Raw genomic sequence first — 15,992 nt, 5'->3', positions numbered from 1 at the left:
CCACGGCTCCACTCCGCCCTGGCCGACGCAAACAGGCCCGAATCGCATGATCCGCATCCAGGACGTTCTCGACAAGGTGGCGTCGGTCAACAAGGACGCCGACCTTGCCCTCATCCAGAAGGCCTACGTGTACGCGGCCGCCGCGCACGCGGGCCAGACGCGCCTTTCGGGCGAGCCCTACCTGTCGCACCCGCTGGCCGTGGCCTACACCCTGGCCGAGATGCGCTTCGACGAGGCGGCCATCTCCGCCGGGCTGCTGCACGACACGGTGGAAGACACCACCGTGAGCATCGAGGACATCGACACCCTGTTCGGCGAGGAAGTGGCCGACGTGGTGGACGGGGTCACCAAGATCAGCCAGATGACCTTCGAGAGCAAGGAAGAGGCCCAGGCCGAGAACATCCGCAAGATGATCCTGGCCATGGCGCACGACATCCGGGTGCTCATCGTCAAGCTGGCCGACCGCCTGCACAACATGCGCACCCTGGACTTCCAGAAGCCGCACAAGCAGAAGCTGATCGCCCAGGAAACCATGGACATCTACGCCCCGCTGGCCAACCGGCTGGGGCTGCACCGCATCAAGCTGGAACTCGAGGACCTGAGCTTCCGCTACCTGAAGCCCGACGTCTACGCCCAGATCGACGACTGGCTGGAAACCAACCAGGTGGTGGAACGCCACTACATCGAGCGGGTCATCACCAGCATCCGGGAAATTCTGGAGAAGAACGAGATCAAGGGCGAGGTGCGCGGGCGCATCAAGCACAAGCACAGCATCTACAAGAAGATGGTGCAGCAGGACCTGACGCTGGACGACATGCACGACATCATCGCCTTCCGGGTGATCGTGGGCGACCTGCGCGACTGCTACGCCGTGCTCGGGCTGATGCACGCCCAGTGGAAGCCGGTGCATGGCCGGTTCAAGGACTACATCTCCATGCCCAAGGCCAACGGGTACCGCAGCCTGCACACCACGGTCATCGGGCCGGAAGGCGAGCGCATGGAGATCCAGATCCGCACCGAGGAAATGCACCGTCTGGCGGAACACGGCGTGGCCTCGCACTGGCTGTACAAGGAAGGCAGCCGGGTGAACCCGCGCGACCTGGAACAGTTCACCTGGCTGCACGAGATACTTGACCGCCAGAAGATGGAGACCGACTCCAAGGAGTTCATGCAGTCGCTGCGCCTCGACCTGTTCAAGGACGAGGTGTACGTGTTCACCCCGCGCGGCGACGTGAAGGAACTGCCCGAAGGGGCGACCCCCATAGATTTCGCCTACCTGATCCACACCGAGGTGGGCAACCACTGTGCCGGGGCCAAGGTCAACGGCAAGCTGGTGCCCCTCGGCACCGTCCTGAAGAGCGGCGACACCATAGAGGTCATCACCGACAACGGCCGGCGGCCCAGCCGCGACTGGTTGAAGTTCGTCAAGACGGCAAAAGCCCGCACCCGCATCCAGCACTACATCCGCACCGAGGAGCGCGAGCGGTCCATCGCGCTGGGGCGCGAAATGCTGGAAAAGGAAGGGCGGCGCATGGGCATCAACATCGCCAAGGCCCTGCGCGAGGGCGACCTGCTGCCCGTGGTCAAGGAGCTTTCGCTGGGCAGCGTGGAGGACTTGCTGTCCAACGTGGGCTATGCCCGCTACACCCCCAAGAAGGTGCTGAAGCGCCTGCTGCCCAAGGACGAGGAGGCCGCGGCGGAGGAAGCCGCCAGGGCGGCCGAGGCCACGGCGGCCAGCGCCGCCACGCGCGAGGCCAACCGCCGGGCCGACAGCGTGAGCATCAAGGGGGTGGACGACATCCTGGTGCGCTTCGCCCGCTGCTGCAACCCGCTGCCGGGCGACCCCATCATCGGCTTCATCAGCCGGGGGCGCGGGGTGACGGTGCACACCTCGGACTGCGCCAACGTGCAGACCATGGAGCCGGAACGGCTCATCTCGGTGTTCTGGGACGGGCAGGAGGACAAGCCCTACCCGGCGCGCATCCACTTGGTGTGCCGCAACGAGAAGGGCGTGCTGGCCCAGATTTCCGCGCTGCTGGCCGAAGAGAACGTCAACATCGACTCCGGCACCATGCGCTCCATGGTGGACGGCAAGTCGGAAGTGGACTTCACCGTGGAGGTGCGCGACGTGGCGCACCTGTACCGGGCGCTGGACAGACTGCGCAAGCTGCCCACGGTGGTGGAGGTGCTGCGCTCCACCTCGACTATGGAATAGGGGGAATAGGGGAGTAGGGCGGATGCGGAAGTCGGGGAGCTTCGCGCGAACGCCACCCACATTTCACGCACCATGCGCGACAAAAGAGGGGCCCCCTTGCGGAGGCCCCTTTTGCTGGCGCTTGTGAGTGGAGAGGCTGGCCGTTTCCTTGGGTTCGTGTGCCCGCGGCCCCGGCGTGGTCTGGAAGTCTTGTCGGGATTGACGATGTCCTTGTCTTTCCCCTGCATCGGGCGTGCTGCAAACCGTCCTTTTCCCCGCTGGCTGCGTCAGGCTTCACCGTCCATTGCTCTGCTGTCCTCATCCGTAAGGTTCGCTTCGCTCACCTAACGGCTGAGGCTCGGTCGAATACGAGAAGAGCTCGTTGCGGTCGCCATCCGTAATGCTCGAAGACTCGCATAACGGCTGCCGCATACTCTCTCATGTCCGGTTCGCTTTCCTTGCCAGCGGATGAAAAATCCTGGTTTGCCGTCCCGCCCCCCTATTACTGGCCCAGCAGGTTCAACGCGAGACGGGGCAGCGAGTTGGCCTGCGAAAGCATGGCCACCGCCGCCTGCGACAGAATCTGCTGGCGCACAAATTCCGTCATCTCCATCGACACGTCCACGTCCGATATGCGGGACTCGGCTGCCTGAAGGTTTTCGGCCTGGATCTGCAGGTTGCTGATGGTGTTTTCCAGACGGTTCTGGAGCGCGCCGAGGGAGGCGCGGATCTTGTCCTTGGAGATGATGGCGTTGGTCAGGCCTTCCAGGGCCGCCTGGGCCGCGGACTGGGTGGAGATGGACTTGCCCTTGCCGTCGGCGGCCTGGGCGCCCACACCAAGGGCGGACGCGGTCGCGTTGCCGATCTTGATGTAGTAGTAGTCTTCCGCGCAGTCGTTGGCGGAGCCGAAGTGCACCTTGAGCTTGCCGGTGGCCTCGATGCCGGAGCCGTCGTGAGCGCCCGAAAGGTGCCCGTTCAGCAGGTGCACGCCGTTGAAGTCGGTGGAGTTGGCGATTCGGGTGATTTCCGAGGCCATGGCCTGGTATTCCGAATCGATGATCAGGCGCTGGTCCGAGGTGTAGGTGCCGGTGGCGGCCTGCTCGGCCAGTTCCTTCATGCGGATCAGCTTTTCGTCGATGACGCCCAGGGCGCCGTCGGCGGTCTGGATCAGCGAGATGGCGTCGTTGGCGTTGCGCGCGCCCTGGTTGAGCGACGCGATGTCGGCGCGCATCAGTTCGCGGATGGCGAGACCGGCGGCGTCGTCGGCAGCCGTGCCCACGCGCAGGCCCGAAGAGAGCCGGCGCACCGAGGTGGCGAGCTTGCCGTACGACAGGCTCAGGTTGTTGGTGGCGTTCATCGCCATCAAGTTGTGATTGATGATCAGTGACATGACCATTCCTCCTTGAATGTGTCGTCACGACTTCCATTGCCAGATCGGGGGACGCGGCCTTGCGCCTGTGGCGCGGAAATCACCTCCGGTTGGCCGTAGATTCTCCCCTCCCCACTCGCCGGTCGTATCGGCACCCATAAAAAAGGCTTTAGGGCTGGACGGGGACCTTTTTCGTTTTTTTTCCGAAAGAAGTCTTTAATTGTGTGAAATTGATGGTAGTATTTTTCGCATGATTTTTCGCGGGGCGGGCCGGAGGGCGGGATGAAGCGGCGATGCGAGGGGAACGGGCAGGTGGCCGGGCCGGGGGAAAGAGGATGCCTTGTCGTTTTCGCCAGACGCCAAAAGGCCCGCGCGCCATGGGCGGGCGGACCCTGATACCGGCCGGGGAAACGCCGGACGCGGCGTGCGAGGTTATTTCAGGAATTCGGCCAGGGCGCCGTTGCGCTCCTTGAGCAGGCGCAACATCTGCTCCTGCTGGCGCAGGCGGTGCACGGCCCGCAACGACAGCCACGAGCCCAGCACCAGCAGGACCAGGTTCAGCGCACCCACCGGCAGCAGGAAGTGCAGCACGTCCTCGGTGTTGTAATAGCGCGAGGTGGCGATGAGGAAGGTGGTCAGCGACATGGGCAGCGCCACGATGGCGATGCCCGTGCGCAACGCGGCCAGCGAGGTGCGCTTCTCCGCAAGGATCAGTTGCGCCTCGTTGATGATGATGGGCGCGGGGGGCGGCGGGCAGGCCGCCTCGGCGTGTTCCGCCGGTTGGGCGGGGGCCACCGCCTGGAAGTCCACGGGCGAAGGCTGGCGGGCCTGAGCGGGCTGGGGAGAGGCAGCGGCGGAAGCGGCCGGGGTGGCGGCTGGGGGGATGGGCGGCGTTGCGCCCCCGGCGGGTTGGGCGGGCTGGGTCATGGCGTGTCCGGTGACGGGTGAAAAGGGAACCTGCGGCGGTCAGGGGCGCGACGTCTTGCCCACGCTCACGTCGTACTGCCCGCGCGAACGCACGGTGCACCCCGTTTCCAGCACGAGGGCCAGCGCCAGTGCGCACGCCAGCACCGGCAGCGCCCAGCGGGCAAGGCCGCGCCGGACGAAGCCGCCACGCGGGGTGCGGGGCACGGGAGACGGGGAGCCGGATGCGGGCCCGGATGCGGGGATGGTCGCCATGGGAAGTCTCTGCCGTTGCGGTGACGTTTTCCGACCTTCGGATAGTAGCGCGCGCGGCGAAAATGGCAACCCCATGCCGACGGCTCAGCGCCCGGCGTAGCGGACGCGGTAGATGGCCCCGGCGTAGTCGTCGGCAATCAGCAGAGAGCCGTCCGGCAGCACCAGCAGGGCGGCGGGCCGTCCCCACGGCGCGCCGTCGCGCAGCCAGCCTTCGGCAAAAGGTTCATAGGACACCGCCCGGCCCTGCTCCAGCCGCACCAGGGTCACCCGGTAGCCGATGCGCGTGGAACGGTTCCACGAGCCGTGCTCCGCGATGAACACCTGCCCCCGATACTCGGCCGGAAACTGCCGCCCCGTGTAGAACGCCATGCCCAGCGAGGCCACGTGCGGCCCCAGGTTGCGTGCCGGGGGCGTGGCGGCGGCGCAACTGCCAAGCCCGCCGTATTCCGGATCGGGAATGGTGCCGCCGTGGCAGTACGGAAAGCCGAAATCCAGCCCCGGCACGGGGGCGTGGTTCAGTTCGTCCGGGGGCAGGTCGTCGCCCAGCCAGTCGCGGCCGTTGTCGGTGAACCACAGTTCGCGGGTTTCCGGGTGCCAGTCGAACCCCACGGTGTTGCGTACCCCGCGCGCGAACACCTCCTCGCCGCTGCCGTCGGCCCGCATGCGCAGGATGACGCCGTGGCGCGGGCCGGTGCGGCACACGTTGCACGGCGCGCCCACGGGCACGTAGAGCAGGCCGTCCGGCCCGAAGCCCAGCACCTTGGCGCCGTGGTGCGTCTCCGATGGCAGGTCGGCGCGCACGGTGACCGGGGAGGGCGATGGACCGGGCTGCGGAGAGCCGGGACCAGACGGCGCGGACGCCGCGCCCGCATGCGCCCATTCCTCCACGCCGTCGTAGCGCAGCAGGCGCGACACGGCGGAGACGTACAGCGACCCGTCGCGGAAGGCCACCCCGGCGGGCAGGGGCAGCCCCTCCGCCAGACGCAGCACGCGCATGGGGCGCAGGGTGTCGTCAAGGGGCAGGGCGTGCACCAGCCCCGCGCGCATGGACCCCACGAACAGGGTGCGCGTGCCCAGGGCCATCTGCCGCGCGTTGGGCACGCGGGCGTACAGTTCCACGGTGAAGCCCGGCGGCAGCCGCAACGCGCCCAGGGGCAGGTCGTCGGGAACGGCCAGGGCGGCCGGGGCCGGAGGCGCCACGGAAAGGGCCACCACGGCGCGCGGGGCGGCGGCGGGAGAGCCCGCCTGCTCCGGACCGGAGATGGAGGCGACGGCGGGGAGCGGCAGCGCCGCTGCGGCCAGCCAGAGCAGCACGATCAGCATGGCCGGAGGATACGGGAATGGACGGACGGCGGATGGGGCGGTCACGGTGCGCATGCGGCCTCCTTGCGGGATGAAGGGTGCGGTGCGTGGACGTGATCGGCGGGGAACCCGGCGGCGGTGCGCCAGCGGGGCGCGGCCCGGCGCGGGAGACCGGCGGTTCCGGTCATCCTTGCAGGGCCGCGTGGAAATGGCAAGCGCGGAGGGAAACGGCGCGGGTCAGCGTTGCAGGGGCAGGGGCCGCCACCAGAAATCGGTGCCCGGCAGGGCGGCGTAGCCGATGCGCTGGTAGAACCTGATCAGGCTGGCCAGGGAACGCTTGGGGTCCACCCCGATGCATTGCGGGCCGATGAGCGCCAGGTCTTCCGGGCGCAGCCAGTCCAGGCAGAATTGCAAGGGGCAGGGGCGCAGCAGCGAGGCGCCGCAGTCGGCGTGCAGCCACGAGCGTTCCAGCATCTGGCGGGCCAGGCCGTAGCCCCGGTAGGCGGGGGCCACCAGCAGCACGTCCACGTAGGAGATGGGGGCATCGTGGGTCACGGCCATGGCGAAGCGCACGGCGTCCACGGCTTCGCGCAGGTCGTCGTGGTTCAGCCCGGCCAGCGCGGCCACGCCTTCCAGGTTGTGGTATTCGAGGACGAAGCCCCGCAGGCGGCCCACCACGCGCCCGTTGTGCAGCGCGTCGATGGTGTAGGGGTGGATTTCCGGGTCGGCGACGGGTTCGACGGTAAGGTGGGTGACGCAGCTTGCGTGTGTCGGGTGCATGGGGGGAAGGGTTTCGGTTGCGGGCGGCGGATGCCGCGCGGTTCCGGCGTATCAGAGCACGGCCCGTCCCGCAACGGGGGGGAGGGGACGGATGCCGGAGGCAGGCGGCTTGCGGGCGACGGCGGCGGGGGCTGTCCGTGCCGCGCCGGGCGCCGCCGGAAAAGGAACGCGCCGGGCAGGCCCGGCGCGCGGAAAATTCTGGCGGAGGTGGCGCCCCTAGAACACCCGCTTGGCCCCAGCCCACTGATTGCACCACGGCTTGGCGTCCAGCTTGGATATCACCACGCCGTCGGACGAACTGCTGTGGATGAACTTGCCGTCCTCCAGGTAGATGCCCACATGGTGGATGCGGCGCTTCTTGTTGCGCTTGAAGAACACCAGGTCGCCGGTCTGCAACTGTTCGCGGCGTATGGTGCGCCCCTCCAGAAACTGCGACTGCGAGGTGCGCGGCAGGTCGATGCCCACGTTCTCGTACACCCAGCCGGTGAAGCCGGAACAATCGAAACCGGTCTCGCCCGAACCGCCCCGGCGGTAGCGGGTGCCCAGCTTGGACATGGCCACGTTGACCAGCTGCATGCGGGCGTCGATGGCGGTCATGTCCTCGTCGGCGTCTTCCGCCTTGGGGTGGTGGTCGCCGGTTTCGTCCATGGCGGCCAGGGCTTCGTCCAGTTCGGCGATGTCGCTGAGCACGCCGTCGGCCAGGGTGTCGTCGCCCTCCTCGTCGTCCTCGGCGTAGTGCGAACCGGCGTTGTCGAGGCGGGCGGACCCGTCCAGGCGCGGGGCGATGTCGCAGGCGGCCCCGGCGTCCTCGTTGGCGGTGGCGGATTCTGCCATGGCGGCGGGCTGGTCCGTGTCGTGCGCGGTTTTGGCAACCTGACGGACGCAGGCGGGGCCGGCCAGGGTCATGGCGAGCAGCAGCGGCAGAAGGCGGGCGCAGGCGCGGAATAGCGGCGACGGTCCGTTCTTTGTCGTCATGTGCATGGCGGCGTTCGGTGGTGTTTGCGGTGTTGGCGGCTTTGGAGACGAACTTGCCGGGGGCGGCTGCATGCCTGTGGTTTCAGGGGCCTGCGGCCGTCCGGCGTGCGGTGGAACCGGATTATGGACTGTGACTGTGGCGGCTGCGGGAAACGGATGTTTCGCGCCGACGGTTTCTTTGGTGCCAAGAAAACGGCGTTTTGGCAACCCGCTCGTGACGGCGGGCGCAAGCGGGTGGGCGCGTTCCGGAACGATTTCCATACGGAAAAAGGGCTTGTGGCGTTCACCACAAGCCCTTGACCATTCTGGTCGGATGCGCCTCAGCAGGCCAGGGGCGTCCTGGCGGAAGGGAGCGGGCGTATGCGCAGCAGATCGTCGTTCCTGTCGCGCTCGACGATGGACAGGTCGTATGCCGACTGAAGGTTCATCCAGAACGCGGCGCTGGTGCCGAAGAACCGCGCGAGCCGCGCCGCCGTATCGGCCGTGACGCCACGCCGCCGGTGGACGATGTCCGAGATGCGGGTGGCGGGCACGCCCAAGGCCACGGCAAGGGCGTGGGGCGTGATGCCGAGGGGGGACAGGAATTCCTCGCGCAGGATTTCGCCCGGGTGGGTACGGATGCGCATGGTGCCCTCCTTAATGGTAATCGACGATTTCGACTTCGTGGGCGGCGCCGTCCCGCCAGGCGAAGCAGATACGCCACTGATCGTTGATCCGGATGCTGTGCTGCCCTTGCCGGTCGCCCTTGAGCGCTTCGAGGCGGTTGGCGGGGGGAATGCGCAGGTCGTCAAGGCAGGCCGCGGCGTCCAGCATGTCGAGCTTGCGCAGGGCGACGCTGGTGAAGGCGCTGAACCTGCGGGTTGGCGTGCCTTCAAAGATGGCTCGTGTTTCCTTGCACCGGAACGATGCGATCATTGTACGTCCAGCGTTTACCGTTTGGCGTTAAATTAGTCCGCGTGCCTCCGACTGTCAACCCCGGGCCGCATGCAGGCGCCCAACGGAAAAAGGGCTTGTGGCGTTCACCACAAGCCCTTGACCATTCTGGTCGGGATGAGAGGATTCGAACCTCCGGCCTCAGCGTCCCGAACGCTGCGCCTTTGTGTTGATGTGTTGTTTTTATTGTTGTTTTTTTGTGTGGGCACATGGAAAATCCCCATAAAACGCGTCTGGAATGTGCCCAGGGGATGTGCCCAGTTCGAGCGGGATTTCCGGGATGGATTCCACGGCTTCGCGGCGCATGGCTTCCTTCACGTGCTGGTAGTGCTTCAGGACCATGGTGGGGTCGGTGTGCCCCATGTTGGCCGCCACGGCGTTGATGTCCGCCCCGGCATCCAGCGCCAGGGTGGCGAATGCATGCCGCAGGTCATAGGGCCGGATGCGCCGGGTGATGCCCGCGCGTTGGAGCGCCTTGCGCCATCCCGTCTTGATGGATTTCACCGGCTTGCCATTATAGTTGATGATGTGCGTCATGCCTGCCGGGATGTCGATGGCAGCCCATGCGGCAAGATGAGGGCGCAGGGCTGTGGAGATGGGAATATCGCGCCATGCGTCACCGCCCTTGTTAGCGCCCTTCAAGCGGATGATGCCCCGGTCCATGTCCACGTTGGGCCACTGCATCGAAAGCATCTCGCTTGGGCCAACCCGCACCCCCACGTACATGCCCAAAATCACCACGCGCTGGATGTGAGGTTGCCCAGCCTGCATGATCCGCGCGGCTTCGGTTGTGGTTGGCGGTGGAAGTTTCAGCGGTTTGCCCTTGGGAATCTTGATTCCTACCAGGGGATTCTCGGCGATCAATCCCTGTTCGCTGGCCCATGCCAAACCAGACCGAAGAATGGACAGCCTGCGGTGCGCCGTCAATTGCTTCACGCCGCTGGCCATCTGGTCCGACAGGAAGCGGACAAGGTCGTGCCTTGTCAGGCTGGCTATCTCGCGCTTCCCCATGACTTCAAGCACCGGTTTCAGGTGATGCAGGGTGTTCACGAGGTTGATGCCCTTGAAGCCCTTGGCCGCGATGTACAACGCCACGATCTCGCGGACGGTTCCCCCGGTGGGTTCATCCTCGGTATCCGCGAAACTGTCCGGCTCTTCCTTCAGCCTGCGCAGCACGTCCGCATTGAAAATTCGAGCATTCCGCAGCGTTTCGAAACTGCGGGATTCGCGTTTGCCGGTCGTCGGGTTGTTCCAGTAGACCCGATACGGCTTGGTTCTTCCGGGGCGTTTCTGGATGGCCATGCGGCCATCGCTACTGCGTGCGGCGGGTGTCGGTCAAGTCCGTGAACCTGCGGGCCTGCTCGCGGACGGGGAGGTCGAAGATGTCCTGCACGTGCTGCTTCTTCTTGCGAGCGGGCTTCTGTGGTTCGCCGGGGGTCTGACGCAGGATTTCCATGGCCTCGTCGATGTCCTGGATGCGCCAGCGCAGGCCAAGGCCGCGCCCACGCCCCAGGTTGACCACGGGCACGCGCAACTTCGCCAACTGGCGCTTGGCGGCATCTTCGGACTTTAGTCCGAGATACCGTGCGGCGTCAGTTGCACCGATGAGCATGCGCGGTGACCAATCCATGCGGGCCTCGTTTACCTGACAGGGAATGAGGGGGCAAGTGAAAGCATATCGCACTGTTCCATGCGATGCATCGGCGCGTCTTTCACCAGCAAAACCAACCCACGAACCTTACTGCGACCGACACGCTTCCATCCGGCCTTGATGAAGCAGCAGCCTGGGTTGATGCTTTTGATGACATCAGCCATCACTACGCCCCCTTCCCGCCGCATTCGCACTTCTCGACGGCGCCATCGGTTTCGGCCACGCCCGTGCCGTTGCATTCCGAGCAGGGTGTGGTGTCGGCGATGCCGCCCCACCGTCCATCGTCCCGAACGCCGGAGCCGCAGCACGCCTTGCATTCCTTGGCCTCGCGCTCGACCAGCGCGAGGGCAACGTCGAGGGCTTCGTCGAGGGTGTACCGGGTGCGGGCGAGAAAGGCTTCATCTCTGTCCGAAGGGTGAAGCTCGTACTCGAAGCGGCCATCCCGGCTCAACACCATGCGCCCGGCTGCGCCCACGGACCACATCCCGTCCGCTCGCCAGACGACGTGCAGGCGGCCCACGGCGAACTCGCGGGCCATGGACAGGCGTTCGCGTAGCCGGGCGTTCTCGGAGCGGAGGTCAGCGATGCACTTCTCGCAGTTCGGGCACTTCGCCATGTTGTGGCTCACGGTTGATTCGCTACCCGCGTTGTGGCTCACCGATTGCGTATTGTGAGACGCAAGCTCAACGCCCATCGCCAGCCTCCTTCACGATTCGTTCCGCCAGCGCCACGGGGCAGCCGGGGAGATGCGGCAACCTTTCCTGCCCGGCCACCGTGTTGCAGAACTTCGGACACGGGCAGTGGTGCGGGCCGGACAGCAGCGCCCGCGCCAACTCGTCGCGCTCGGCCTTCATGGCCTGGATCAGGCCCGGAAGTTCATCCAGCATGGGCTTGCCGCCCACGCCCATGGCGTCGCGTATCTCGGCCAGGAGGCGCAGCAGGTACGAGTCGTCGGGGGTGGCCTGCGCGTCATTCGTATAGGTCATATCCGGCCTCCTCAAGGGCGTGGGCGTGCGTGGCGCGGTACTGTGTCACCAGACTGTCGTATCGCTTGCGCCCGATTTTGCGATACCTTTTTGCAAGCCATGCACCGCCAGCCTGTTCCACCTCCCGCAGCCACTCCAGCGCCTCCACCCGTTCGCGCAGAGCATCGCGCTCCGCTTCTGTCTCCTTGAGTTTCACATAGCAATAGTCATAGCCGTCGTTGTATGCATCAACGTATTCTTGCTCTTCCACACCCCTACTCCTTCATCGCCGCTTCGAGAACATCGCGTGCGATATCCCGTGCGGTCCACGGGAAACTGTCCATCAAGACCCCGGCTCCCCGCTCCACCATCGCGTCGGTGACGACCGGCGGGGCCATCAGGGCGCGCCACTCGTCGATCAGTATCCGTGTATGCTCAAGCGAGCAGTACCCGCGATCAAGAACGTCATGGATAATCCACTGCACCCCGTTGAGCGCAGGGAATATGCGAGCACCAGCCCCGCATAAACGGCACTTCGGTAAGTCGCTCATCCCCATTTCCTCATGTCCGCGAGCGCGCGGGTCAAGTCCATGGACGCGCGCCTGATGGCCCCGGATTCGCGCGGGGCGTTGTAAGGGTAAGGAGGCGTCTTGTAGTCGCGCCCGTGCTGTTTGGCCCATGCCGCGCGCTCTTCGTCGATGCGCTTCTGCGCGGCCTTGTAGCCCTTGATGCGCTCCAGAAAGCGCTTCGCCTCTGCCTCGGCCCTGTTGATGGCTTCGATCTTCATACCTTCTCCCGTGCATATCTGCTTGCAGGCGCGTTTTTAGCCATGTGTACTTTACTTAATTGTCGGGTACAGGCCCCCGGCGGGGCTATCCGCTTACCCGGCCACGACACTCGCGGGCGGGGTGGCTGCGGCGACGATTCGCAGGGGGTGCGCGTCGCCGCAGCGGGGGCGGGGTTACTTCTTCTGCGTTTTCTCTCCGGTAATCTCGCCCAGCTTCTGCTTCAGCCATTCGTCGGCCAGCCGCGCTGCGGTATCGGGTATGGCGCGCACAGATTCGTTGTTGGCGATGGCGGGAATCACGTAGATTGCGACGGCTTCCTTGGTTGTAGGTACAAAAACTGCCAGCAGCGCGCCAAGGACGGCAACGGTTCCAGCTATGAAACCAGCGCGCACTGCCCGCTGAATTCCTTCGCATAATCCAATCCCTAAACACCCGGCACAGACGGCGAATCCCAATATCCCTAGGAAGACGCCAATCCCAACTATGCCGTCCAACCGCGTCAGCCAGTACATATCGCTCGGCGTCAACATCTCTCACCCCTCCACCGGAAGCACGTACCGCGCGCCGTCTACAGTTTTCGCGGCGACGTTGCCGCGCGTGTCCACTATCCGCTCCCGACGCGTGTCGGGCGTACCGTCGCGCACCGGGTGGCCCCACCACATCCACGGGTAGCACCCGTTCCGGCCCCGCAGCACCACGTCACCGCAGGGTGTGCAGACCACGAGGCCGGGGTGGAGGAGGTTAGAATGGCACATCGTCCATGCCGCCCTCGTCGCCGGTGAACGCCTCGCGCGCACTGGCCGGTTGCTGCTGCCGCGCCGCGCCCCTGTTGCTGGGGGCCTGCGCACGTCCCGTGGCCGGTTCGCTGGCCGGTTGCCCATCGCCGCGCCGGTCAAGGAACTGGACTCGCTGAGCCTTGATTTCGGTGGAGTAGCGGTCCTGGCCGCTCTGGTCCTGCCACTTGCGGGTTTGCAGGCTACCTTCGACGAACACGAGGCTTCCCTTGCCAAGGTGGTTCGCGCACGCCTCGGCGGGCCTGTTGAACACCACCACAGTGTGCCACTCCACGCGGTCTACCTTGTTGCCGTCGCGGTCGGTATACGACTCGTCGGTGGCGACGCGCAGGTTGCAGATGGGGGAGCCGGTTGGGGCATAGCGAATCTCTGGATCGCGCCCCAGTCTCCCAATTATGTGGACGGAGTTAAGCACGGGCTACCTCACAACCAGGTGTTGGCGTTCTTCGATGTGCGCGCCGGGGACTTCCGCCCCGTCCGACAGCGCCCGTTCAATATCCGCACGACGCGGCTGATAGATGGTCGTGGTCACTTCGTCGCGCAGCGCTTCGGGCAGCGCGGCGGCGTCGTCTACCACCAGCACAGCGCGAGTCTGCACGCCAATTGACGACGTGTTGCCCTTGATCTTGTCTCGCCCGGCCTCGACCATCACCGCGAGGTAGCGCGCACGCATATGCTCTACGGCACGCTCAACGCTGGTGCGGCGGGAGTTTACGCGCTTCTCCTCGCTCCTGAGAAATTCCACGCGGGCCTTCTCGCGCCGCAGCACAGCCGCGAAGGCGTCCACCTTGTCGGCCTCGGCGGTGGCGAGTTCTGCCAGATACTCGTCGATCTGCGCCCGCTGTTCGTCCGTCAGTTCCGCGCCGTCTTCCACGGCGTCCAGCACGTTGCGGATTTCCGCCTGTATGTCGCGCATCGTGGGCATGCCTTACTCCTTGATGGCGTCGAGGAATTCCTTCACCTCGGCGTCGGTCAGTTCGTTGCTGGTGCTGATGGTGCGCGCAAAGAATTGCGACAGTTCCGACAAGATGGCGGTGCGCTTTGCTTCGGCGTCCGGTGCCGCGGCGTGGCGCTTGCCCATAGCGGCTTGGAACGCCTTGCGCAGCGCCTGATTCATCGGGGGCTGTGCGGCTCGTGCGTCGTCGCGCTGCTGTTGCACGTCGCGCTTCTTTGCCCGCGCCCCGGCACCCTCTGCGTCGTCGTCGTCTTCGGACACCACGCCAAGCATTGCCGACAGGCTGTAGCGGCGCGCGTAAGTGATGGCGCTTCCGTATCCCTGCGGGTCCGCCTTGGGCACCGGCAGGGCGCACTCGCCAGCGATCCACTGCCCGCTGGTATGCGTCAGCAGAGTGCGCACGCACGCCTTGCCGTCGTCACGCGGAACCATGGTCTGGACGACGGCCAGCCCGTGCTTCGGCAGTTCGTCGCGTACAGCGGCCCACACGGCTGCGAGGTCCGCGTAGCGGTTGCGCAGGTGCGGATTCTGCGCGTTCTTGGCGGCGGGGGGGATAGCGGCCTGCGCCGTGGCTATGGCGGCGGCGATTTCCTGGATATTGTCGCTTTGGCACTGCATGGCAGCCTCACGAAAAGTCGGTTATGTCGTGTTCTTCCAGCGCTTTTCGGCGTTCCTCGTCGCGCACGCTGCGCGGGGTGTCTTCGGTGTCCATGGGGTTACTCGTGGGTGAAGTATTCGGCGAGGATGGACCAGTCCTGTTCGCGCCAGTTGATGTAATCCCACTCCTGCTGTTCGCGCAGTGCGCCTCCGCCAAGCGTCCACCGCGCGATAGTTCGATCTGTCGTCCACCGCATGTTCTACCCATCCATCCCTTCAAGCTCTTCCTTCAACGCCGCGATCTGCGCGCGTATCTCATCGCGCCGCGCCGCGCTGGGGTCCACCTGCTCCAGGTACGGCGTGGGGTCGGGAGGCATGGGCAGGATGATGTCGCCGGGCATGGCGTATGGCACGCGCACCCAACCGTTTTTTCCCCAGCGCAAAGATTCGCCATGCACGCCGCCCTTCACCACCCGCGGCGCGAACTCGATGAACATGCGGCACTCGCCGGGCTGGAGGTCGGGAAAGTTATCATAGAACTCCGCGTGCCTCGTTGACCCGTCGCAATACCACATTCCGTGGTCCAAAGTCGGACGTGATGAGTAAATCCATATTTCCCCATCCTCATCCCTCGCCACCCACAGCATCCTCGGCTTATCGCTCATGGCTACGCCACCTCGCCGTTAACATAAGTGTTGATGTAAACATCGTCGCCTGCGGACACGATTATCTCCCGCGCGTCGGTGGTGACCAGCTTGTAGCGGGTGCTGCCCCTGCCGTTGTTCGTCGTGATCGTGGACATGATGCCTCCGGTGGTTTCCGTCTACCGCGCGAAAAACTGCGTGAACTCGTTGTGCCCGTACCGGCCTTTGGTCAGTTCGCAAATTTCCCGAATGGTGTACTGCGCCTTGACCACGGACAGGCTTTCCACAAATCCGCGCGTGCCCGCTGCGCACGCACCGGTGATGACGCGGTAGGCTTCGATGGCCTGTTCCAGGGGCAAAGTGCTGTCCATGGTGTGCTCGGCGTAGAGGCTCTTATCCCGGCTGCCGATCTTGTAGAGCAGGTCATCCTTGGCCGCTTTCAGCGTGTCGCCGTGCGACCACTTCCCGTGCCCGTCCGTGACGATATAGGTGATCTTCTTCTCACCGATGCCACGGGCCTTCCAGACATTCCCCTTGCGGGACAGCACTTCGGAAAAGATGCCGTCCACGCTGACGTACTTTCCGCCCCGCCAGGATAGGATGAAGTTCTCGGGGAACGATTTTTCGCGGACCCTACGGGCGTTCTCTTCCGTGACGCCCGTGCCCCGGAGGTCGAGGTAGCCGCCCACGGTCAGGTTGTCCGGCAGGGCCGTGACGCCCGTGCCCCGGAGGTAGAGGGAGCCGCCCACGGTCAGGTTGTCCGGCAGGGCCGTGACGCCCGTGCCCCGGAGGTCGAGGGAGCCGCCCACGGTCAGGTTGTCCCGCAGGGCCGTGACGCCCGTGCCCCGGAGGTAGAGGGAGCCGCC

The 15,992-nt window shown here is 65.6% G+C and carries 24 protein-coding genes; 1 reads left to right on the top strand and 23 read right to left on the bottom strand.

Annotated elements, in window-relative coordinates; all coding sequences use genetic code 11:
- Positions 1-46 precede the first annotated feature (46 nt).
- Positions 47-2,215: a RelA/SpoT family protein gene (locus V6B97_RS13960; protein WP_333507121.1), complete on the top strand. Its 2,169-nt coding sequence runs from the start codon at positions 47-49 to the stop codon at positions 2,213-2,215.
- A 481-nt stretch (positions 2,216-2,696) separates the two neighbouring features.
- Here the strand turns inward: V6B97_RS13960 and V6B97_RS13955 are convergent, their stop codons facing one another.
- The 23 genes from V6B97_RS13955 to V6B97_RS13845 all read right to left on the bottom strand — a co-directional run.
- Complete coding sequence (locus tag V6B97_RS13955; protein WP_333507120.1) at positions 2,697-3,584, bottom strand: flagellin N-terminal helical domain-containing protein; 888 nt, start codon at positions 3,582-3,584, stop codon at positions 2,697-2,699.
- Between the two features lie 411 nt (positions 3,585-3,995).
- Entirely contained in the window at positions 3,996-4,490 is a 495-nt protein-coding gene (locus V6B97_RS13950; protein WP_333507118.1) for a hypothetical protein, read from the bottom strand.
- Positions 4,491-4,529: 39 nt separating this feature from the next.
- Positions 4,530-4,742, bottom strand: a complete 213-nt coding sequence (locus V6B97_RS13945) for a hypothetical protein (protein ID WP_333507117.1) — start codon at positions 4,740-4,742, stop codon at positions 4,530-4,532.
- 84 nt (positions 4,743-4,826) lie between these two features.
- Positions 4,827-6,119 carry a PQQ-dependent sugar dehydrogenase gene (locus V6B97_RS13940; protein ID WP_333507116.1) on the bottom strand — a complete coding sequence of 431 codons (1,293 nt, stop codon included), beginning with the start codon at positions 6,117-6,119 and terminating at the stop codon, positions 4,827-4,829.
- Between the two features lie 162 nt (positions 6,120-6,281).
- Positions 6,282-6,824 carry an N-acetyltransferase gene (locus V6B97_RS13935; protein WP_333507115.1) on the bottom strand — a complete coding sequence of 181 codons (543 nt, stop codon included), beginning with the start codon at positions 6,822-6,824 and terminating at the stop codon, positions 6,282-6,284.
- Positions 6,825-7,040: 216 nt separating this feature from the next.
- Positions 7,041-7,805: a C40 family peptidase gene (locus V6B97_RS13930; protein ID WP_333507114.1), complete on the bottom strand. Its 765-nt coding sequence runs from the start codon at positions 7,803-7,805 to the stop codon at positions 7,041-7,043.
- A 314-nt stretch (positions 7,806-8,119) separates the two neighbouring features.
- Entirely contained in the window at positions 8,120-8,425 is a 306-nt protein-coding gene (locus V6B97_RS13925) for a HigA family addiction module antitoxin (RefSeq protein WP_333507113.1), read from the bottom strand.
- 10 nt (positions 8,426-8,435) lie between these two features.
- Complete coding sequence (locus V6B97_RS13920) at positions 8,436-8,714, bottom strand: type II toxin-antitoxin system RelE/ParE family toxin (RefSeq protein ID WP_333507112.1); 279 nt, start codon at positions 8,712-8,714, stop codon at positions 8,436-8,438.
- Between the two features lie 201 nt (positions 8,715-8,915).
- Positions 8,916-10,034, bottom strand: coding sequence for a tyrosine-type recombinase/integrase (locus V6B97_RS13915; protein WP_333507111.1), 1,119 nt, complete (start codon positions 10,032-10,034; stop codon positions 8,916-8,918).
- 10 nt (positions 10,035-10,044) lie between these two features.
- Positions 10,045-10,362: a hypothetical protein gene (locus V6B97_RS13910; RefSeq protein WP_333507110.1), complete on the bottom strand. Its 318-nt coding sequence runs from the start codon at positions 10,360-10,362 to the stop codon at positions 10,045-10,047.
- Positions 10,363-10,549: 187 nt separating this feature from the next.
- Complete coding sequence (locus V6B97_RS13905; protein ID WP_333507109.1) at positions 10,550-10,999, bottom strand: hypothetical protein; 450 nt, start codon at positions 10,997-10,999, stop codon at positions 10,550-10,552.
- Positions 11,000-11,066: 67 nt separating this feature from the next.
- The gene (locus V6B97_RS13900; protein WP_333507108.1) at positions 11,067-11,369 is read right to left on the bottom strand and encodes a hypothetical protein; all 303 of its coding nucleotides are present in this window, start codon (positions 11,367-11,369) and stop codon (positions 11,067-11,069) included.
- Positions 11,353-11,619 (bottom strand): hypothetical protein, encoded by a 267-nt coding sequence (locus tag V6B97_RS13895; RefSeq protein ID WP_333507107.1) that lies wholly within the window; start codon positions 11,617-11,619, stop codon positions 11,353-11,355. Before V6B97_RS13895 ends, V6B97_RS13900 begins: the two co-directional genes overlap by 17 nt.
- A 4-nt stretch (positions 11,620-11,623) precedes the next feature.
- A complete protein-coding gene (locus V6B97_RS13890; RefSeq protein WP_333507106.1) occupies positions 11,624-11,899 on the bottom strand; it encodes a hypothetical protein in 276 nt (91 codons plus the stop codon).
- Positions 11,896-12,135 (bottom strand): hypothetical protein, encoded by a 240-nt coding sequence (locus V6B97_RS13885; RefSeq protein ID WP_333507105.1) that lies wholly within the window; start codon positions 12,133-12,135, stop codon positions 11,896-11,898. Before V6B97_RS13885 ends, V6B97_RS13890 begins: the two co-directional genes overlap by 4 nt.
- A gap of 174 nt (positions 12,136-12,309) precedes the next feature.
- Positions 12,310-12,666, bottom strand: a complete 357-nt coding sequence (locus V6B97_RS13880; RefSeq protein WP_333507104.1) for a hypothetical protein — start codon at positions 12,664-12,666, stop codon at positions 12,310-12,312.
- A gap of 211 nt (positions 12,667-12,877) precedes the next feature.
- The gene (locus V6B97_RS13875) at positions 12,878-13,345 is read right to left on the bottom strand and encodes a single-stranded DNA-binding protein (protein ID WP_333507103.1); all 468 of its coding nucleotides are present in this window, start codon (positions 13,343-13,345) and stop codon (positions 12,878-12,880) included.
- A gap of 3 nt (positions 13,346-13,348) precedes the next feature.
- The gene (locus tag V6B97_RS13870; RefSeq protein WP_333507102.1) at positions 13,349-13,855 is read right to left on the bottom strand and encodes a siphovirus Gp157 family protein; all 507 of its coding nucleotides are present in this window, start codon (positions 13,853-13,855) and stop codon (positions 13,349-13,351) included.
- A 3-nt stretch (positions 13,856-13,858) separates the two neighbouring features.
- The gene (locus V6B97_RS13865) at positions 13,859-14,503 is read right to left on the bottom strand and encodes an ERF family protein (RefSeq protein WP_333507101.1); all 645 of its coding nucleotides are present in this window, start codon (positions 14,501-14,503) and stop codon (positions 13,859-13,861) included.
- A gap of 98 nt (positions 14,504-14,601) precedes the next feature.
- Positions 14,602-14,739 (bottom strand): hypothetical protein, encoded by a 138-nt coding sequence (locus V6B97_RS13860; protein ID WP_333507100.1) that lies wholly within the window; start codon positions 14,737-14,739, stop codon positions 14,602-14,604.
- A 3-nt stretch (positions 14,740-14,742) separates the two neighbouring features.
- Entirely contained in the window at positions 14,743-14,979 is a 237-nt protein-coding gene (locus V6B97_RS13855; protein WP_333507098.1) for a hypothetical protein, read from the bottom strand.
- A gap of 170 nt (positions 14,980-15,149) precedes the next feature.
- Entirely contained in the window at positions 15,150-15,284 is a 135-nt protein-coding gene (locus V6B97_RS13850) for a hypothetical protein (RefSeq protein WP_333507097.1), read from the bottom strand.
- A gap of 21 nt (positions 15,285-15,305) precedes the next feature.
- A partial coding sequence (locus V6B97_RS13845) for a hypothetical protein (RefSeq protein ID WP_333507096.1) occupies positions 15,306-15,992 on the bottom strand: 687 nt, incomplete at its 5' end.

It is taken from the genome of Nitratidesulfovibrio sp. 1201_IL3209, from assembly GCF_036763125.1.
GTDB lineage: Bacteria > Desulfobacterota > Desulfovibrionia > Desulfovibrionales > Desulfovibrionaceae > Cupidesulfovibrio.
The sequence above is the reverse complement of the archived record's forward strand: the minus strand, read 5'-3'. Positions and strand labels throughout refer to the sequence as shown.